Source organism: Primorskyibacter marinus, assembly GCF_003313245.1.
GTDB classification, from domain to species: domain Bacteria; phylum Pseudomonadota; class Alphaproteobacteria; order Rhodobacterales; family Rhodobacteraceae; genus Primorskyibacter; species Primorskyibacter marinus.
In genome coordinates, this window is record NZ_QJSD01000030.1 from 1 (window position 1) to 20,188 (window position 20,188).

General features: G+C 57.3%; 17 protein-coding genes and 1 pseudogene. 9 read left to right on the forward strand and 9 right to left on the reverse strand.

Annotated features, from left to right (window positions below; genetic code table 11):
- Positions 1–398, reverse strand: a 398-nt coding sequence (locus DMZ65_RS19570) for a BapA/Bap/LapF family prefix-like domain-containing protein (RefSeq protein WP_198662737.1), incomplete at its 3' end; no start/stop codon positions are given.
- Between the two features lie 1,010 nt (positions 399–1,408).
- On the opposite strand from DMZ65_RS19570, the gene DMZ65_RS18195 reads away from it, so the two are divergent.
- Positions 1,409–3,067 (forward strand): hybrid sensor histidine kinase/response regulator, encoded by a 1,659-nt coding sequence (locus DMZ65_RS18195; protein WP_157960681.1) that lies wholly within the window; start codon positions 1,409–1,411, stop codon positions 3,065–3,067.
- Between the two features lie 17 nt (positions 3,068–3,084).
- On the opposite strand, the gene DMZ65_RS18200 is transcribed toward DMZ65_RS18195, so the two are convergent.
- The gene (locus DMZ65_RS18200) at positions 3,085–3,723 is read right to left on the reverse strand and encodes a response regulator transcription factor (RefSeq protein ID WP_116600164.1); all 639 of its coding nucleotides are present in this window, start codon (positions 3,721–3,723) and stop codon (positions 3,085–3,087) included.
- A gap of 245 nt (positions 3,724–3,968) precedes the next feature.
- Between DMZ65_RS18200 and DMZ65_RS18205 the strand changes: the two genes are divergently transcribed.
- Complete coding sequence (locus tag DMZ65_RS18205; RefSeq protein WP_116600165.1) at positions 3,969–5,204, forward strand: glycosyltransferase; 1,236 nt, start codon at positions 3,969–3,971, stop codon at positions 5,202–5,204.
- 4 nt (positions 5,205–5,208) lie between these two features.
- Here DMZ65_RS18205 and DMZ65_RS18210 read toward each other — a convergent pair whose 3' ends face one another.
- The 7 genes from DMZ65_RS18210 to DMZ65_RS18250 form a co-directional block, all read right to left on the reverse strand.
- Positions 5,209–6,561 carry a BamA/TamA family outer membrane protein gene (locus DMZ65_RS18210; protein WP_116600166.1) on the reverse strand — a complete coding sequence of 451 codons (1,353 nt, stop codon included), beginning with the start codon at positions 6,559–6,561 and terminating at the stop codon, positions 5,209–5,211.
- A 51-nt stretch (positions 6,562–6,612) separates the two neighbouring features.
- Positions 6,613–7,785, reverse strand: coding sequence for an HlyD family type I secretion periplasmic adaptor subunit (locus DMZ65_RS18215; RefSeq protein ID WP_116600167.1), 1,173 nt, complete (start codon positions 7,783–7,785; stop codon positions 6,613–6,615).
- Positions 7,782–9,917 (reverse strand): type I secretion system permease/ATPase, encoded by a 2,136-nt coding sequence (locus DMZ65_RS18220; protein ID WP_116600168.1) that lies wholly within the window; start codon positions 9,915–9,917, stop codon positions 7,782–7,784. The genes DMZ65_RS18215 and DMZ65_RS18220 overlap by 4 nt, the downstream gene beginning before the upstream one ends.
- A 53-nt stretch (positions 9,918–9,970) precedes the next feature.
- The gene (locus DMZ65_RS18225; RefSeq protein WP_232825058.1) at positions 9,971–11,224 is read right to left on the reverse strand and encodes a TolC family protein; all 1,254 of its coding nucleotides are present in this window, start codon (positions 11,222–11,224) and stop codon (positions 9,971–9,973) included.
- A 26-nt stretch (positions 11,225–11,250) separates the two neighbouring features.
- Complete coding sequence (locus DMZ65_RS18230; RefSeq protein ID WP_157960682.1) at positions 11,251–12,063, reverse strand: BapA/Bap/LapF family prefix-like domain-containing protein; 813 nt, start codon at positions 12,061–12,063, stop codon at positions 11,251–11,253.
- Positions 12,064–12,618: 555 nt separating this feature from the next.
- Positions 12,619–13,557, reverse strand: a complete 939-nt coding sequence (locus DMZ65_RS18235; RefSeq protein ID WP_116600171.1) for a hypothetical protein — start codon at positions 13,555–13,557, stop codon at positions 12,619–12,621.
- A 1,926-nt stretch (positions 13,558–15,483) separates the two neighbouring features.
- Positions 15,484–15,894 (reverse strand): c-type cytochrome, encoded by a 411-nt coding sequence (locus DMZ65_RS18250; RefSeq protein ID WP_438942749.1) that lies wholly within the window; start codon positions 15,892–15,894, stop codon positions 15,484–15,486.
- Positions 15,895–16,061: 167 nt separating this feature from the next.
- Between DMZ65_RS18250 and DMZ65_RS18255 the strand changes: the two genes are divergently transcribed.
- From DMZ65_RS18255 to DMZ65_RS18280, 7 genes and pseudogenes are all read left to right on the forward strand, one after another.
- Positions 16,062–16,418, forward strand: coding sequence for a hypothetical protein (locus DMZ65_RS18255; protein WP_232825059.1), 357 nt, complete (start codon positions 16,062–16,064; stop codon positions 16,416–16,418).
- A 71-nt stretch (positions 16,419–16,489) separates the two neighbouring features.
- Positions 16,490–18,019 (forward strand): multicopper oxidase family protein, encoded by a 1,530-nt coding sequence (locus DMZ65_RS18260; RefSeq protein WP_116600176.1) that lies wholly within the window; start codon positions 16,490–16,492, stop codon positions 18,017–18,019.
- Between the two features lie 130 nt (positions 18,020–18,149).
- Positions 18,150–18,278 carry a hypothetical protein gene (locus DMZ65_RS20065; RefSeq protein WP_269801572.1) on the forward strand — a complete coding sequence of 43 codons (129 nt, stop codon included), beginning with the start codon at positions 18,150–18,152 and terminating at the stop codon, positions 18,276–18,278.
- A gap of 36 nt (positions 18,279–18,314) precedes the next feature.
- A complete protein-coding gene (locus DMZ65_RS18265; protein WP_116600177.1) occupies positions 18,315–18,500 on the forward strand; it encodes a hypothetical protein in 186 nt (61 codons plus the stop codon).
- 4 nt (positions 18,501–18,504) lie between these two features.
- A complete protein-coding gene (locus DMZ65_RS18270) occupies positions 18,505–19,014 on the forward strand; it encodes a TVP38/TMEM64 family protein (RefSeq protein WP_116600178.1) in 510 nt (169 codons plus the stop codon).
- 5 nt (positions 19,015–19,019) lie between these two features.
- The gene (locus DMZ65_RS18275) at positions 19,020–19,259 is read left to right on the forward strand and encodes a hypothetical protein (RefSeq protein WP_116600179.1); all 240 of its coding nucleotides are present in this window, start codon (positions 19,020–19,022) and stop codon (positions 19,257–19,259) included.
- A 351-nt stretch (positions 19,260–19,610) separates the two neighbouring features.
- A pseudogene (locus DMZ65_RS18280) lies at positions 19,611–20,188 on the forward strand (transposase); the annotation flags it as partial.

A 20,188-nucleotide genomic window follows, 5' to 3' on the forward strand; every position in this document is an offset into this window, starting at 1 on the left:
TCGGTCGGGTCCGTGGGATCGGTCGGGTCCGTAGGATCGGTCGGGTCCGTGGGGTCGGTCGGGCTATCCGAATCGCTTCCGCCGCCACCAGATGATGCGACCAGGCCCAGCCCCCCAAGCCCTGCCACTGCGGCGATAACATCTTCTTCGGCCATTTCGAGACCGGTGCCGGCATCCACATCGCCTTTGACACCACTGTTGGTCCCATCTCCCAACACAAGACTATGCAACGAGCCGTCCGCGGCCGGGGTATAGAAATCCTTGACGGTAATCACGTCACCATTTTGGAGGGTAACCAGCAAGTCATCTCCGGTCTTGGCATAATGCGCGATGTCGGGCCGAAGCACATCAATTTCAATGCCAATCTCCGCACCAGCCTGAATAGTTGAATTTGCCATTGTTGCACTCCTCATGGGACACTTGAGACAGTCAGAGCTGCCTGATGTTGAAATACGTCTTTGGTATGTAAAGAACACTCATAAGTATAGCATGTCAATAACCAATACAGCGCCATCCGACGTAAAATGCAATCTAAAGTATGTATCAATTCACATCTATAAGTTGATTCCCAATTTACTGCAAACTTGGGCGCTCAACTGGCGTCAAAGCTGATTGCTCGGAAGCCGACGCGCCGCCGGAAACCGGGAGCGCGCAGCGTTTGCCTGACGGTTCTGTTCTATACATGTAAAAACGATCTATTCGTCTGATGGAAGAAACGCGCAGGGCAGTTTCAAGGCTCGCCTCAGTTCGAAGCGCCATAGATGAGGCGAGATCTATAACAACCGTTCAGGCGATCATGGGTTGACCAAGACCTGTCGCTCACCTGCTGACTGAAAACATATCCGAAAGGCCTCTCGACCAGCAGCGCGCCTTCAAAATACTGGGTCAGCCCGCTTTCTACGACTTTTTTGCGATCAGCCTCTTGCGAGGCAAATACCACTTGGTCTTTAGTAAATTCTGACTGGACTGCTGGGTTTCACCCGCACCAGCCTCAGATGGACCGCCACGCACCAGACAGTCGGGTTCTCATCAAAATACGCCGGTCAACCTGTTGGAGATTCTCTTGCCGAAAACCCATGATCTACCGGCGGCTGCCGCTGGCGTCCGGCCCGTTCTACAAGCAATCGCGCGCCTTATTGCAACAGATCGCCGCACGGTCATCCTTGCGACATCAAAGGCAGAAGTCCTTCTTTCCAATGCAACGACGACGCGCCCGGACATCGGATCCGAAACAATCCTGGCTGCCGTCGATTGGTCGGCCATATGTAGGCACGCCAAGCGCGCCGGTAGCGTCGCCGCCTCTGCAAAGGTTGGCGAAAAGGATCTTGAAGGTGAAGTGGTCCACTTACAACTGGGCACATCCGACGCATTCCTCTTACGTCTTGCCGAAACAGACCAAGAAGCTGCCATGCTGCGCAATCGGTCACGCACAGCAACCCTTTTGCGGGTGTCCCACGATTTGCGAACGCCCATCCAATCGCTTCTCTCTGTCAGTGAGGCCGCATTTTCCTCATCCGATAGTGATGTTGCGACAATCGCCGAAGGTCGCGAACGCATGCGGCGTTCGGCAGAGCTTGCGCTGAGCCATATTGACAATGTCATCAAGGTCATCAGGGGCGAAATGACCCCGACGGAGCTTCAGGTTGATGAGGAATTCGACCTTATTCACGAACTGCGCATGATACTGGACATGGTCGAACCCATCGCCTCGGCCCGCGGCGCGGAGATCTTGTTCGCAGATGTGCCGCAGGAAAGCATCCGGGTCCGCGGACCTGTGCGTTTTGTGCGCGCTCTCCTACAGAACATGATCGACAACTCGGCCAAACATGGCGGCACAAAAATAGACGTCGCGCTGTCATACAAGCAAGCAGGCACTGACCCGTCCAAAATCGACGTTACCGTTGAAGTGGCCGATCTGGGCGGCGGCCTGCCCCTGTCGCAAAAAAATCGACTGATGCGGGCTCTTGGCGCAGAGGACGTATCAGACACCGCTTGCGACGACACGAAAAAAGCGGCGCAGAACGATCACTCTCGTCCGTCGGCCGGTTTGAACGTGCTTGCGCATGCCTTGGCACAGTTAAGTGGAAGGCTAGAGGTTCTCGACCGCGCGCAAAATGGCGGGGTGGCACCTGCATCGCCCGAGGACGTCGCTGGAACGGTTCTCAGGGCGCATTTCTCTCTCGACGCGGCGACAAACCTGGCCGAACCGAATACCCCCTTGCCGCAGAGCAGTTCAGATTCGTCCACGATTCTCGCCGGGATCGGCGTTTTGATTGTAGAGGACAGCCCCTCGAGCCGCGACTGGTTGGTCGAGACCCTCAAACGCAACGGCGTGCGGGTCCGCGCCGTGGGCAACGGAATGAAAGCCCTGGAAATCCTGCGCCGCCGGGACGCAGATCAGGACATCGACCTTTTGCTCACAGATATGACCCTTCCCTATATGAGCGGGGTCGATCTGGCGCGCCGGATTCGAGCAGAACAGGCATCTGGAGACATCGCATGGCAAGGGAAAATGCTTGGCCTCACGGCGCATGTCGATGATCGGGTGCGCAACGCTTGCTTGGCGACGGGCATGGTAAAGGTTCTGGAGAAGCCAATACGCCATGCGCAGTTATGCCAAGCCATTCGGGATGCCCTTTTACCGCCCGCTACGGCATCGAAAACGCCCAAGGCATTGCCCGAGGCCGGGACAATGGCGCAAACGCCAGATGCTAGTCCCACTGTCCCGCAAGATTGCGAAACGGAGCATGCTTTTGCGGATGACATCGTGGCAGAGTTGATCGAGCAGATGGAACTTGCCGGCGCGAAAAGATTTATGCAGAGGGCATTGTCCGAAGCCCAGGCCGCACATGATGATATCCGCGCCGAGGGCGTTCGCACGGACACTGGCCGGATGTTGCATGCCGCGACCGGTGCCTGTGGACTGACCGGGCTGACCCTATTGGAAAAAGCGTTGAGGGGTCTAGAGCTTGGGTTCGACAACGGCTCTACAGATCTGGAAACCGAACTTCTTGCGCTGGAAAATGCGCTTTCAAGAACAGCGGTTGCTGTCGATCACCTAGGATAAGTTGTTCAAATACAGGATCAAACCAACCCCACATCGCGCGCAAGGATCACGGCCTGTGTCCGGTTTTTCGCGCCGAGCTTTGTGCAGATGGATTTGACGTGCATTTTGACGGTCGCCTCAGCCAAGCTGAGCGAAGCGCCAATATCCCGATTGGCCTGCCCCTCGGCGAGCAGGTTCAACACGGTCATTTCGCGCTCAGACAAGTTCGAGTTCGCCCTTGCTGGCGTCTTTACAGGTTGAGGCGCTATCAGTTCCACTGGAACATACCGCCCACCGTTCAGCATGAAGCGGATCACGTTTGTCAGGTTTTTCAGCGATTCAGTTTTAAGAACAATACCTGCACCGCCTAGCGACAAAGTTTCGTAGACGACATTTTGCGAAGGGTTGCTGGTGAGAATGCCAACCGGTTTTCCGCCATTATGTTCCAACGCTTTGCCCAGCCCTGACACACCCTTCATACCTGGCATGTTCAAATCGACCAAAACCAAGTCAAAGGGCCCGTCCGTGTCGATCAAATCCAACGCAGCATCCAAATCCGGTGCTGTCTTCGGCTCAATATCAGGCAGGTTCGACAGAAACTGTTCGAACATTTCCAGAACCATCGCGTGATCGTCCGCGACGAGAACCTTAAGGGGCTGAGAACTCGTAACATTCATAATTGCTTCACCACATCTATACACGCGAAACTGTCACACCATGACAAGCATCGACTCTACATTACCAGCACCGTCATCGCTACCAGCAAGTTTCTCTGAAGAATAATAGGTGCAAATCCAAGTATCGCCAGTTCCGACCCTAGATGTATGCGGCGATCCTGACCTATAGTAGGTATACTTAATTGTGGCAGTCCAGAAAGGGAATTTCGGACCATGTCCCTCTCAGGGAGAAAGGTAGCGCACAAATGACGACGCCGGTGATCGTTTTTGTCGGGGCGGTGTATCCGGGCCAATTTGGGGATCTATGCGACCATCTTCGCAAAACCGGGCTGGCCGAGACATATTTTCTGACCACGCCTGGCCATATGGAACGCCACAAGGACAGAGGATCGCATATCCTTGGCTTCAAACCCGATGGTCCGATCGTCGGCGAACAAAGCTATTACTATTCCGGGAAACTGGAACGATCGGCGCGTATCGGGCGCGGCGTGGTGAATGCCCTTAGCGAATTTCAAAAGCGTCGCAAGATTGATGTCGTCGTGGCGCATTCGCTTTGGGGGGCTCCGCATTTTTTGTACGATGAGATCGACGCGGCCATCGTCAGCTACATTGAATTCCCCAGCTTTCGGGCACATGGCTGGGATCCGAAATACCCCCCGGATAAAGCGCAGCGGCTTGTAGACCGAAACATTGAGATGCTGCACTTTCATCAGGCCGTGCGGAGCGACCTGGTCATATGCCCCAGCAGGCATGCAAAAGCCATGTTCCCCAGATCCCTTCAGGCCAATATTGAGGTCCAACTCGAAGGGTTCGACTTTACGAAATTCACCACGCCAGAGGCAACGCCCCGGCCGACTTCTCGCTTTAAGATCGGCTTTGCCTCGCGCGATTTGTCCTCCGCCAAAGGTTTCGAAGTATACGTCCGCCTTGTGGACAAACTGCTCGCGCAGGGCGTGGAGGCCGAATTTGTTGCGTTAGGCGGTGCAGGTGCATCCACCTATGGCTACGAAGAACAATTCGTGCAACGCCACCATGACGGGCAGGTTGAAAATTTCCGGGATCATCTGATGACGGTCTACCCCAAGGCGGCCAAGGCCATCTCTTTTCCCGGCAAACTCGCTTATGATGATTTTGCAAAGAAGGTGTCGGAAATAGATCTCTTTCTTTACCCGCTGCAATACGGCGTCGCGAACTGGGGTTTGGTCGAGATTTTGGGCAGGGGTGGCTGTGTCTTGGCCCCCAACCGCGGGTACGCGGCAGAGCTGTTTCAGGATAATGTTAATGGCCGTTTGCTACCGGATGACGATGATGCCTGGATCGAGGCTATTTTGGCGCTGCGCGACGATGCGACAAGGCGCGCGCGCTATGGACGGGCCGCGCGCATCCTCGCGCGGCAGCAGTATGATCTGCCCATTGTCGCACAACGGTATCTGGGGCTATTTAAACAAGCGATGAACAATCGCGCTCAGAACGGGCGATAGCCGGTTAAAACCACGTCTGAAGGCTTAGCCCGACGATCTGGGTTTCGTCGCCACCCTCTTTTGATAGCGGCTTTGCCACATAGACCGATGCAGGCGTGCCCGCGATGTCGAAATTGAATGACACGCCAAAGGTGCTGCGTGCATGCCAATCGTCGTCAATCGCGCCGTCCAGCGTGTCATCCAGCCCCCAGCTTGCGCCATATTCGACAAAGACGCCGCCCTGAAACGGGATCTTGAACACGTCGCCAAAATCTCGCTGAAGCTCTAGCGACGCTTTTACAAACTTGTTGCCGCCAAGCGCGTCATCATCATCGCGCGGGCCGATGCCACGCGGGGCGAACCCACGAAAGCTGTCGGCTCCGGGGAAATAACGGTCGATTGCGCGGGTTGCATTGCCATCGGTGCCGTTAAGGACGCTGGCATCGAAACCAACCAAAAGGCGCAGGCTTTGCGCAACGGGCACCCGAAGACGCGCCGCCAACCGGCTATCCAGTATCGGATCGTCGGTCCCGACATTCCAATAGTATTGATCGACGTTCACGGAGTAGCCGAAATTTTGCCAGTTGCGTGCGCCCTCTTCAGCGCCGGATATATATTCGTGACTAAGGCTAAGCCGAAGATAAGGTGCGGTAATGTCGTCAGTTTCTTCGCCCAACAACAGCGCGCTTGCGTCACCGTCGACATCAGTAAGCCGGTGTCCGCGTATACCGATGCCGCCCTCCAGTCTTGTCGACGGTGCGATTGGCCAAGCAAGATACGGCTCGGCGCGGATCGATTCATGCACATAGCTTCGATCATCATATGCATCGCGCCCCGCAACGAATTCGAACCCCATATCAAGGTCGGTCTCGAAGACTTCGGTGCGGTACAGCTTGCCCGACAAGCGCCGGACGGCTGGACTAAATTCGAACGACAAGGCACCGTAGGTCCGATCGAACAGATTATACCGCTCGAAGGATAGACCGGCCAGAATCCCATCGTCAGAGGCATAGGCAAGCGATGCGTCGATACGGCCGGGTCGGGTGTTCAATTCCTGAACGTCGATCACCAAGGCTGCACCTTCGCCATATACCGCGACGGTTTCGAACACCCCTGTCGACATCAGGCAATCTTCGACCGCCTGAAGTTCAAGATCAAGGTAGTCAATCCCCGCCTCTGCCCCGCAGGTCATGCGAATATCGTCTTCGGGAATGAATAGCGCGCCGCGCACCTCTACGGTGTCGAACACCTTGGCAGCAGCCGGATCCGCAACGGTCAGAGCCGCAGCAACGGTAATGGGACATGCAAGCAGCCTGATGCAATGGGCCATATCACTGGCTGCACCCAAAGGAATGATCTGGCGGGGCAATATAGTCATCTCTTTCTGTAGGAATATTGGCGCGACTTGCGCATGGGGCGTCGAAGCGGGCTATCGCAATCTGGCCTTTAAAAGTGGCCGGGTCAGGTAACTCAGCACCGAACGCTTCCCGCTTTCGATATCGACCTGCGCGATCATGCCCGGACGGATCGAGTATTTCTCACCAAACCGTTCCAGATAGCTTTGGTCGGTGCGGACCATAACGCGGTAGAAATCCGCTGGGCCTTGGGGCGTGTCTTCCTCTACCGTGTCCTCGGAAATTTGGGTCACGACCCCGCGCAAATCACCATAGGTGGAAAAGTCATACGCGGTGATTTTAACACTCGCTGGCATCCCAGGGGCGATCAAGGCAACGTCACGCGGCTGGACATTCGTCTCAATGATCAGTTGGTCATCGGTCGGCGTGATTTCCATGATCGGCTCGCCGGGTTGGATCACTCCCCCCAATGTGGTGATATTGATGTTGTTCACCCGGCCATCAACGGGAGAACGGATTTCGGTGCGCTGAAACTCATCCTGTTTCTGGACAAGCTCCTGGCGGACTGTCGCCAACTTCGCCCTGCGCTGCGCGAGATCCTTGTAGGCATCTTGAACATAAGCGTTTCGGGTTTCGCTAATTCTGCCATCCAATTCTGCACGTTTTTGTTCAAGCTGTAGCAGGTTGATCCGGCTGACCGATCCGTTCGCCGTCAACGGGCCGGTAATATCAATCTGTTCCTGAATGGCGCTGCGCTCCGCCTCCAGTGCGGTCAAGGACGCCTCCAGCTTTGTGCGCCTTGCCGTGAATAAACGCAGCTCTGTGCGTTGAGCCTCGTCGGGAGCATCGCCAAAATCCAACACCGGGCGTTCCATCACCTCGGCTTCCAGTCTGGCCACTTCGGCCTCCAGCGTGGATATCTCTGATCCGGCTGCTAGAAATGCGGATTGTGATCGTGTTGGATCAAGCCGTACCAAAATCTGGTCGCGCTCCACGATATCGCCCTCTCTGACATCCAGATCGGCCAAGATCCCGCCCTCAAGGCTTTGTATCGTTTGCATACGGCGCAACGGAATGACGCGCCCGTCTCCGCGGGTAACTTCGTTGATCTGCGCAAAGGACGCCCATGTAAGCCCGACAATCAGCGACAGCACGATAAACTGTATCGTCAATCGTGCCGTTTTAAGCGTCTGCCGCCGAAAGCTGCCGTCGACATGACTGGCCGGGAGGGCGTCAAAGGATGTCATTTCACAGCCTTCACCGGATTTTTCTGGACCGAATTGGCCCGCGCGGTGTTGAGAATTTGCATCAAATCGCCATCACGCGCCACGCGGCCGTCTTTCAGAACGATGGCCCGTTCGGTCAGGGCAAGCAACTCACGCTTGTGGGTAGAGATGACAGTCGTGCGCCCTTTGAGCCATTCTTTCATATGCGAAATGACTTTGCTTTCGGTCAAATGGTCGAAGGCGGCTGTAGGTTCATCCAGCAAGACAATCTTGGGGTCTTGAAGAAACACACGAGCAAGGCCGATGGATTGCCGCTGCCCGCCCGATACATTCGCGTTGCCCTGCAATTGCAAATCAAGACCGCGAACATGGCGGCGCACGAAAGTGCCCAGCCCGACCGCATCCAGCGCCTCCAGCAGTTCGTCGTCCGAATGCAGGCCGTGATCCAGCAGAAGATTGTCGCGCAACGTTCCCTGAAACAGCGCCACACTTTGCGGCAAATAGCCAATCTGGCGGCGCCTGTCGATCGGATCAATCTGGCTAAGCGATAGGTTATCGACAAGGACAGTGCCCGACTGTGGGTCTGTGAGCCCGGTCAACATCCGCAGCAACGTAGACTTGCCCGCGCCATTGCCGCCCAGCAATGCCACGCGTTCGCCAGCCTCGATCTTCAGTGCCGCGATCGAGATGACGGGCGGTGCTTGTGGGTCATGGCGGAACACCACATCTTCCAGAGAAAATTCACCCGCCAAAGACGACGCCCGCACAAAGTGGCGATCATTCGGGCGCTCGACAGGCAACGCCATGATCTGGTCCAGCCCTTCAAGTGCTGCCCGCACCTGTTGCCAGCGCGCCAGCAACCCTGCGACCTGCCCCATAGGCGACATCGTCCGGCTGGACAGCAGCGTGCAGGCGATCAAGCTACCAACCGTCAACTGACCGGCGCTGATCAGATAAACACCGGTTATGATGACGCCCGCGTAGGCCAGACGCTGAAAGGTGTTGACCAATTGCGTCATCAGATTGGTCAGGCTGCGGGTTTTGACCGCGGTCGTCGCCATCGTGGCCGTAAGCTGCGCATATGCGCGTTGCAGACGCCCTTCGGCGCGTGCAGCTTTCACCGTTTCAAGGTTCGAAATGGTCTCCAGCAGCAAACCGTTCAGTGCTGCCGCTTCGCGTGAGTTTTCTCGGGACGCCCGCGCCAGTTTCTTTTGCAAGAGTACACCGGGCAGGATGGTCAACAAGACCCCCGCAAGGACCACATAGGCAACCGGCCCACCAATGAACCAGATGACACCCACGAATATGAAGACAAACGGCAAATCACAGATCGCGGTGACTGTGCCGGACGTAAAGAACTCTCGCACCGTGGCGAAATCGCGGACTTGGTTTGCAAACACACCCGTAGACCCCGGCTGGTGCTGAAGCCGCATCCCCGAAACTTTGGCAAACAACTGCGCCGAAAGCTTCAGATCCAGATCACGTCCCGACACGTCGACAAGCGCGGCGCGCATCAAGCGCATGATCAGTTCCAGAACGATGGCAAGGCCAACCCCGCTGGCCAGAATCCAAAGCGTATCAAAGGCGTTACTTGGCACCACACGGTCGTAGACCTGCATTGAAAACAGCGCGGTCGCGACGGCCAACACATTTGCCGCGAAAGATGCCAGAATGACATCGCGGTAGATCGCCCAGTTTCCAAGCACTGGCCCGAAAATCCAATGCCGCGTATCTTTGCCCGGCTCGTCCAGCCGATCCGTGACAATATCGATGGGTTTGGACACCAGAATGCGCCCATCGATCCGCCGCATCAGGTCTTCACGGTCCCAAACCGCACGCCCCCCGCCGGATTCAGGCAAGATAACATCGGCCTGGGTGTCGGTAAGACCTTCCAGAATTAATGTGCGGCCATTCGTCAAGAACACCAAAACCGGCAAGCTATGCACGGGGAATGTCGCCAATGGCTCGTTCGAAAACCGGCAGCTCATGTTGACCCGGCGCAGGGCTAACCTGGCAAGATTTTCATCAATCCCACCCACTTCGTTCCGCGGCAGCCCATCTGTTAGCTGCTCTGCGGACGTCGCAATGCCCTGCACACGGCAGAGCTGCACCAGACCTTCGGTCAGTGAATCGGTGGTTATCAGATCCTTCATTTCGACATCTCGTTACCGGTTCATCCGCACATCATGGGCGGGCTGTAGGGTCATCAAGACGACGCAAGGATAAGTGTACCAAGTACACCCAAGTCATGCGCCGCAGTATATTCAGTTCGTTTTCTGCTGTCGTAGGTATCGATCTTGTCAATCTGCGAGTCGTAGAGATCCCGACCAGTCGTCAGAATATCAAGCAACTCGCGCTGCCCGCCGATGAATTGCTGCTCGTAGTTGTCGAGAACTTTTTGAGCTTCTTCCAGTTGACGGCCGCTGGATATTTCAGTTTTCCGCAGGATTGCGACTTTCTGAAGCGCGCTTAAAGCGGTGTTCGTCAGATCACGCTCGGTGTATCGCAAAGTAGCTTTAGCGCCTTCCAGCTCTAGATTGGCGGCCTGAATTTCGCGCTTTCCCAACCCGCTAGAGCTTAGATCGACACCGGTTGACAGCCCCAAAGACGTCCGAGTGCCGCCCCCGTTCAAATCGGCACGCCCCTGAGCCTGCAACTTAATCGTCGGCAGCCGGGAGGCTTTGGCTGTTTCGACCCCCGCCACTGCCTGCGCAACGCCAGCGCGGGCAGACACATAATCAGGTGCGATCTTGACGGCGGAACTTAGCTTCGCGGCATTGTTGTATCTTTGCGCAAACTCAATGCTCGGCGCACGACGGACGGCGGTCACGGGTTGCCCGGCAAGATAAGAAATCTGGGATAGCGCAATGCTACGATTTGCAATCAATTGTGCCAGTTGGTCCTCGGCACGGGCGATCTCCAGCCGCGCACGAGCCACTTCTCCGTTATCGCTGATGCCAGCGCGAGCGCGGCCCGAGGCCTGATCGGAAATGCGGCGCGCAAAGGTGATGTAATCGCGCGTCCGGGCGATTTTGAGGTCAATCACCTCCACGTCGACAAAATACTCCGCGACTTGCAGCGTCAATTCTTCGACCGCCATTTTCAAGTCCGAGACCGCCTGAACCCGAATGTGAGACGCGGCATCAATCTGGCTGCGGATAAGCCCCCAGTCAAACAACACCTGCGATACACTCAAGGTAATGCCTGCACCGGACGAGTCAGTGGTCGACGTGTCCGCCGACAGGCTTAGGCTGGGAAAATACGCATCGCGAGCGGATTGGATATCCAAGGTACGGCTGGCCACGATTTGACGCATTGCGCTGATCTGGCCATCCGCTTCGGTCGCCTGCAAGACCGCGGTTTTCAATGTGACTTGGGCGGCCGCAGAGCCGCCGGTGACAAGCACAATGGCAGTCACCGAAAGCGCACAACGAGCCGCCTTTTGCCAGCGTGCCAGCACACGCGAACACTGATGGAACCTGGACGTCATACTATAAATTCCGTATCTAGATCAGCCAAAAGATCGGCCGGAGACTCTGCTATCTCTGGCACGGCAGTCTCCGGCAAAATGTAACCCTCCGCTTCTGGGAGTTGCCCCGCTTCGACAGTATTCGCCTCGTCCAGGGGGGGCTCGGCTGGTTTGGAAACTGACGGTCCTGACGCTACAGCGTCGCTTTCGCTCACATCCAACCCAGACGAAAGAAGATCAGCGGCCAAATCCCCTTCTGGCCCGAGCAAGGCGTCCGCCAATAGATCGGCATCAACCTGCTGCGCATCAGCGACCGAAGGTGCACTGCCCTCATCTGTGCTGTCATCACTTCCAGACCCAAATGCGATTCCAGAGCCCACGAATAAACCTGCGCCGGCCACATGTAGAAAACTGCCTGACATAAGACCGTCCGCATCGGCGTCGTCCGAAGGTGCCTCTAACGCACCTTCAACCACCGTTGTGCCTCCGGCGATACTTTCGCCAGCGCCCGCCGCCAGAACAGCATCCGGCTCATCTGGATAGTCCGGCTCTGGTACCATCAAGCCTGATGCGACCACTTCGCCGGAAGCGGTCAGAAGCCGACTGAAGTTGCCATTGGGACCGACCTCAAAGAAATTATCGATACGAGATGTCTCGCCGTTGGCGAGGCGCAGCACCAGATCTGGCCCGATCTTGTCGTAGCTAACGACTCCGGCCGCGCCTGGCGCAAGCTGAATATCAGTCGGCTCGCTCAAGTCGACCTGAGGGCCAAGCGCCGAGGAGCCAACATCCGGTTCGGAAGGGCTAAAAATAGATGCCAGAATTGCCACCACATTTCCTTATCTACAACCAGATGCTTTCCGGGAATTCCCGCCTTAGTTGTCTCTCACGCAGCTTCAGCCAAGCCAATACCTAACCTTTTCGCAGCTAGATACCGATTAAACAACCCAAAACAGGAATTAACCTACTGTTCTCGATATGGAAAAACCTTTAAACACCAACCTCTAACTAAAGTATGTTAGGTTTGCAAGCCGTCGCTCAGCCTATGCGGGAAGTATTTCCTTACTATCGCCAGAATTGTACAAAGAACCTTATGATTTTGACTTAGCGATGCAAATACTCGGGCACGCGCTGTCTTATCATTTTTCAGACTCACGATTCTAGGTGAAACGGCTGTGAACACCCGCCGCCACGCGATACAATCGAGCATCGGCAGCGCAAGCTATCCAACCAGACGCTGCACTCGCCACCAACATACGAAACGCTCAGATACGAAAAGGCGCTTGGTGCAGCAGAAGCCGCAACGCCAATGCCTCGCCACAGCCTTGGTGCGCTGCCGCGATATGTTTACCGCTCACTCGCCAAGCAGTTTTCAGCCGCCACCGCTAGCTTGGCTCGTCGCTGTCCCAGCCATTGCTCAAGCCGTCCAACAGCCCACCATCAGACGACGGCGCATGCCCGAAGAGCACACCCAACGCGCCCTCGACCACCGAATCCTCGAATAGCGCCGCTGTAGGCGCTTCAGATGCAGGCGTATCGTCCTCAACCGCAGAGGTTTCGCCCAAGAGACTATCGAAGTCACTTTCCTGACCCAAGATATCGTCAACGCCGCCTGCAAGAATATCATTCAACAGACCATCCGTTTCTTCGTCAGCGCCCGCGGTGTCATTTTGTCCCGAAGGCTCCAGCAGCACCTGATCAGCCAGGCTTCCTGAAAGATTGGCATCGCCACTCAACCCCGCAGAGAGATCATCATCAGAAGCAAGCGGCGTGGGAACAACATCCAGACCGAACGTGTCTTCGCTCCCCAAAAGTCCTTCGAAAAGATCATCCGGGGCTGCGTCCAACAAAGCGTCAGCACCATCCGCACTTAGCAGTGTGTCCAAGAACCCGTCATCCCCCGCGAGATCACTCTCAACGGGCGCAGAGGACAGGCTTGTGCCCTCTACGCCCCCCCTCACCTCATCATCACCGCCGGTGCCAGCCTCTTGCGCCACATTTTGCAAAGAGTTCGCTTCTTCAGCAGAACTCAGCAGGCTGCCCGTGCCGTCCACCAGATCGTCAGCAGTTTGTCCCGCATCCACAGGCAGTTCTTCCGCGGCGCTGGCTGCACGACCGAAGAGGCCACCCAACAGACCTGAAACCGCACCGACGGTATCATCGACGACGCCAGCCACCGTATCGACGCCCTGATCCAGAGCGTCCACGACATCGCCGACCGTGTCGACAACATCCCCGACCGTCTCCGTCACCGTCTCGACAACCTCGGGCACCGCGTCCACCACGCCGGGCACGACACCGTCATCGCCCAGAAGGCCATCCACGACATCGCCGACCGTGTCGACAACATCCCCGANTCCACCACGCCGGGCACGACACCGTCATCGCCCAGAAGGCCGTCCACGACATCGCCGACCGTGTCGACAACATCCCCGACCGTCTCCGTCACCGTCTCGACAACCTCGGGGACCGTCTCCACCACGCCGGGCACGACACCGTCATCGCCCAGAAGGCCATCCACGACATCGCCGACCGTGTCGACAACATCCCCGACCGTCTCTGTCACCGTCTCGACAACCTCGGGGACCGTCTCCACCACGCCGGGCACGACACCGTCATCGCCCAGAAGGCCATCCACGACATCGCCGACCGTGTCGACAACATCCCCGACCGTCTCTGTCACCGTCTCGACAACCTCGGGCACCGCGTCCACCACGCCGGGCGGCGGGCCTGATTCGCCAGCGATGGGCGGCACAGTCGAAGCGGTCGTCGCTGCAGATTTCACGGCTTCGGCGCGAGCAGAGGGTTGACTTGTGCTCACAGGGTGTAGCGGCTCAGCATCTTGCACAAGAAACGCCGCACCGGACGCGGGCACGACGGAACTAAAGTCGCCATCCGGGCCGTTCTGCAGAGCAGCCTCTGCGGCAGACACATCCGCCTCCACGTCCAATTCCGCGACGACATCGTTGACCAATGCCGCAGATCCAACCGGACCAGACGAAGTCACCTTACTGACGAAAACCCGATCGACAGGATCATCATTATTTTCATCTTTATCAATTGATTGAGTTGCATCTAAAGCCGCCTCTCCATCTGCGAATGCACTTTGCGAGGCCAACCCCATGCCGATCGCACCGGCCGTTACTGACGCACCAACGCCGCGCCCTCCGCGATCGCCAATCTCACCAGTCATTTTGTCGCGCGTGATATGACTAACCACGGGTTCGCCCTGAGCGTCCCGGCTCTGCTGGATATTTTGGTTCCTACGCTCGCCCAAAGAGAGAACTCCAATGACATTTTCCGCTCCTTGACCACCAAGTCGAAAAATTCGCCAGTGATCGTGCAGCACCGCAGCCATACTTATGCATACAATCTAAACAATATGACAAAGGCCTAAAGAATACCATACTTAAGATCCGCACAACGTACTATAGAAGGCCCTTCTGTGCGATTTCAACACACTCCGCGGCGGAAGGCGAATCTTGGTGAATACTGGACAGCTTTGTCAGTTTGCTTTGGCGTGCCGCGAGCAATGCGCCGTGACGCGATCATATCTGTCAAACGGCATTCAAGCTTGGCTCTGTATCAATTTCGGTGCAGCTTGGCGGCTCCCTCCAGTCAGGGGGCCGCAACGCGCCCGGCCCTGAGCAAATCAATATTCGCCCTGCCATACATCTTGCGTTTGAGTGTCTTGAGGTGGCTAGTCTGCCCATGCGACCATGCCCCGTTCGACATGCGGCCAGGCTAGACAGGGGAAAATCATTTAAAAACAGTAGTTTCGTCGGGGGAATTGGATGCGAGCCCAGCCAAGAAATCCGCCTGTTTACGTTGCCACACCGAGCAACGCGCCGACCGCGTCTTCTGGCTATGCTGCCATCGATGTCGTTCGGAACGCGCGTTTGGGTTTCGGCGGGGTTCAGAGGCAAGCTGCTGAAAAGTATTTGTAAAGGTGGAACGAACCGGAACGGACGAGGTTCGTCCAATCTGAGGCTAAGGCCGTTCTGAGCGCAGCTTCGACCAGGTGGCGCGTCTATAAGGTTCGGTGATTTCCGGCAAACCCCTTTGATAACGCAGAAAAACCCGTGCCAATCAGGGCGGAGTCATTGGTTCGCAATAGAGACAGTGGCGGTGGGAAGGGGACCAGAATCCAACCTTCTTTGCCTCGCAAGAAATTGTTTTAAATCATTTTTCAAATTGCGCGCTTCAAAAACTCACTCGCTCTGCCAACGCGACCGCTTAGCCGAAATATCCTAGTTTATCTGCGACACGCCTTCTTGATAGCTCCGCTCGCGCTCAGACCAAGTGCTCTTGATAAAAGCAAGAACGGCCCGGATTTCTGCGTCACTTAGTACGTCTGCGAAGCCAGGCATGTCGCTTTCGTAGTCGCCGCCGACGATGGCAGCCGTGCCTTCCTTGACGATGCGGAACAGGACATCGTCAGCATGGTGCCATGTGTGGCCACTTTCGTCATGTGGCGGCGCGGGCAACCGTCCGGAGGGGAGAGGCGAACGCCAGTCAGGCTGTCCTTCAAGGTCCGCACCGTGGCAGGCGGCGCACTGATCGGCATAGACCTGCCGCCCTTGTGCGATAATTTCCGCCGACGCCGCAGCAGTGGATGCATTATCGGCATAGCGCCCGCCCACATAGATCGCGAGGGCCAAGGCTCCAACGATTAATCCGGTCCAGACAGTATTGCGAAGGCTCTTTGACAATACATGACTCCCCAATGCTTAAGAAACTCTCGTTGGTTTCACAGTGACGTGAAATCTGCCAGAGCTGCGCCTGAGCGGTAATGGACATTCTTGTGAGCAATGTCTATTTGGCCCGTATGTTCGCACGTTTCATCACCATGCTTGCCATTTTTGCGCTCACCGTGATTGCAACGGTCGCCTCCGCGCATGCTGCGCGTATGAGTGTCGCGCCGGATCAAGCAATGCATGTCGGCGAAATGACGTATACGTCAGGCAACAACGAACTCTCCTGTGATGGCGAACAGCACTGTGGATCTGCTGATGCCGGTATGTGTGACTTTGTTTGCACGAGTCTTTCGGCTTTCCTGACGTCGCCAGGCGAGCAAGCTGCGCACGAATACGGGCCGGTCAGCCATGACATCCCTTCGGGGGTGTTCCATGCCGGCCGGGCACCCGGCTTGGACGAACGTCCTCCCAAACTCCGTCTCCTCTGATCGCGCCCGAGCTGAGGCTCGCGCTGCTCCATCGGTATTTTTAACGGGACAGATTGTCCCGAGGAGACGACATGAAAACCTTTTCGCGACGCGGCTTTCTTGCCGCAAGTGCGGCGGCATTTGCTTCCGCTCATCTTCCGCGCGCCGCCACGGCGCAGGCCAGAGCGCCCCTCGCTCTGTCCGCCGCAAGCCGCACCCTCGACATCGACGGTCGCGCAGCCACTGTCTTTGGTCTGGACGGTCCCGGTGGGCAGGGTCTGGTTCTTGATCCCGGCCAAAGGTTCCGGGTTGATCTGTCCAACGAACTCGACGTCGGGACCATCATTCACTGGCATGGCCAGATCCCGCCCAACGCCCAGGATGGCGTGCCCGACATGCCGATGCCCCTTCTCGCGCCTGGAGAGACTCGATCCTATGATTTCGAGGCCCGGCCGGGCACGCATTGGATGCACAGCCATGTGCCGATTCAGGAGATGCAACTGCTTGCGGCACCCCTGATCGTTCGGGCACCGGAAGATCTGACCGCTGACCGGCAGGAGGTCACGCTGTTCTTGCACGACTTTTCGTTCAAGTCTCCAGAGGAGGTTTTGGCCGAAATCAACGATGGGCATGGCGGTGGACACGGTGCTGGACATGGCTCCGGTTCTGACGCGCCGCCCAAACAAGGTATGCCTATGCAGGGCACGGATGCGATGCCGGGGATGGGTCACAACACCATGGGTGGCATGCCGATGGGAAACATGCCGATGGACGGCATGATGGGCATGGGCGGCATGGCCATGGACCTGAATGACTATGACTGGGACGCCTATCTTGCGAATGACCGGACCTTGTCGGACCCCGAGGTGGTGCAGGTCGAGCGCGGCGGTCGTATCCGGCTGCGGGTCATCAACGCCGCCGCAGCCACGGTGTTCTGGATTGAGACCGGTCAAGCGCAAGCACGTCTCGTTTCGGTCGACGGAAATGCCGTTCAGCCTCTTTCGGGCAATCGGTTCGGGCTGGCGATGGGACAACGCCTTGATCTCGAGATCGACCTGCCGAATGAAGGTGGTGCCTGGCCAATCCTTGCATTGCGCGAAGGCGCGCGCGAGCGCACCGGCCTGATCCTTGCCACGCACGGTGCCGAAGTCCGCCGCATCCCGGCGCTGACGGATATTGACGCGCCTGCTTTCGACATTGATCTTGCGCAGGAGTCACGGTTGGTCGCACGGGACGCCCTGCCAGATCGGCCGGTGGCCCGCAGCCAGATGCTTATGCTGGGCGGCTCGATGCAGCCCTATGTCTGGACGATCAACGGTGGCGTCTGGGGCCAGCATCGCCCGGTTGTCGCGCGCAGCGGCGAACGTGTCGTTCTGTCATTCCACAACATGTCGATGATGGCCCATCCGATGCATCTGCATGGTCATGCATTTCAGGTCGTCGGATTGAACGGACGCGCCGTATCGGGCGCGCTGCGGGACACGGTTCATGTGCCACCGATGTCGATGGTCGATGTCGCACTCGATGCTGGCGAGGCCGCGCGCTGGATGCTGCATTGCCATCACATGCCACACCTCGCTTCGGGAATGATGACCGAGTTCGCAGTTACGGCTTCGGTCTGACCTGAGAATGGGCGCTCGGAACGAGCGCCCATTACAACGCGCCTTCGATCAACCCTGCGTTCTGTCCCTTCAAATCCGCAGGGTTCGAACAAGAGGCAACGACTGTAACAGTCGCTAATGGAGAGACGCCATGATGAACGGAAACGAAATGGGCTATGGGATGGGTTTCGGAATGGGTTTTGGCTTGATCGCTTGCCTTCTGGTCCTTGCGCTCGTCGTTTTGGCCATAGCCGCGCTGATCAAATATCTTCGCAATTGAAAGGGAGAAAGCAAAATGACCTATTTAATATTTTGAATGACCGATGTCGCAGGTATTGGCGAGTTACAGACCCGCACATGTAAAGCGCTGGCAAACCATGGCTCCGGCGTGATGACAGAGTTCGGCCCCGTGGCAACGATGCAGGCGGGCGACATCGGCGCGTTGACTGCCGTCGCAGGCCAGGTCCGCGACCTTCAGGCAAAGGCCGTAGAGGCGACCTGATAGGATGAGCCCGCGAACCGGCATCTTCGCGACGCTCTTGATCCTCGGGATCGTCCTGCTCGGCATCTGGCTGTTCGTACCTTCGGTGTTCACCAAGATGCGAGAGCTGATGGACGGCGAGCGTCTGGAGCTGCTGGTCGCGCGCGCTGGTTTATGGGGGCCGGTTCGGATCATCACGCTCATGACCGTTGCCGTCTTGGCCAGCCCAATCCCAAGTGCGCCGATCGCGCTGGCGGCGGGGGCGGCCTACGGGCATCTCTGGGGAACGGTACAGGTCGTGATCGGAGCCGAGCTTGGGGCGCTGATCGCGTTTGATCTGGCGCGGGTTCTAGGGCATGATGTCTTGCGGCGGGTGGCCGGCGCTCAGGTCGATGCAGGGCTGCTTGGATCGCAAACCGCATTGACGGCGACAGTATTTGCAAGCCGCCTGATGCCCTTCGTGTCCTTCGACATGATCAGCTACGCGGCCGGACTCAGCCGGATCGCCTCGCTTGGCACCTTCTTCTACTCGTAATAGACATGATCATCCACTTCGGCGTGTTCCGGCATCTGCGCGAGGAGATCGGCGCGAAGGGATGGGTGTTGCTGACGGCGATCGCCCTCGATGCCGTGGTGCTGGCCGCATTTGCCGCGATGAAATGGCAGTCCGCCCCGCTGATCGTCGTGATCGGTATCATCGGCATGGCGTTCGCATTCCTGTTCGTGCGGATTTTCCTGGCACGCAATCCGATCAGAGCGGGAAATTATGATCAACATTGAGAAACAGCTTGAGATTCCAACCGCAGGACACCCGAGGTTGATACAAATCAGATGAAAGTTGGCAGAATATGGAACACGATCATTCACACGCGAAGTCGAGTATTCCGGAGGGTGCCGAGACGGCAAAGGATCCGGTCTGCGGAAAGTCTGTGGCGCTGGGGGCCGCCCCCCTGATCTTGCCCCCGTTTCACCGGACACTCAGGCGGTTGCGGTTTGGGCTGCGATGTATTCGCGTCGTGAGTGCATCTTCAGCCCCGAGTGCGAGTGGTTTTCATTGTAGTTGACGTGCCCCCCCCGCAAAATCCCTCACCATGAAGTAGAGTCTGCCCAACCCTTGTAGGAGCCAGACGAATGCGTAAGAGCCGTTTCACCGAGGCGCAAATCATCGGGATGATCAAAGAGCAGGAAGCCGAGATGCCGACGGCGGAGGTGTGCCGTCGGCATGGGCTGAGCCCGGCGACCTTTTACAAGCTGAAGTCCAAGTACGGCGGCATGGAGGTATCGGAGGCGGCGCGGCTGAAGGCGCTGGAAGATGAGAATGCCAAGCTGAAGCGGCTGCTGGCCGACACGATGCTCGACAACGTGGTTCTGAAAGATCTGCTGGGAAAAAGCTGACGGTGAGCCATTGATGCGCCATTGGTTCGAGCACAATGGCGAACGAAAGAGCGGCGAGAGGCAGCGCTCAATGCAATGCGGAGTCATGACATCTCGCAGCGCAGGGCCTGCCGACTTGTCGGTGTCGACCCCAAGACGGTCCTGCGCGAACGCCCGCCCGACCATCCTGAGATCCGCCAGGAGATGAAGGAGATCGCTGGCAAACGCCGCCGGTTCGGCTACCGGCGGATCGGTGTGCTGCTTGAACGAAAAGGCATGATCATGAACCACAAAAAACTCTACCGCCTCTACCAGGAAGAAGGCCTTGCGGTGAA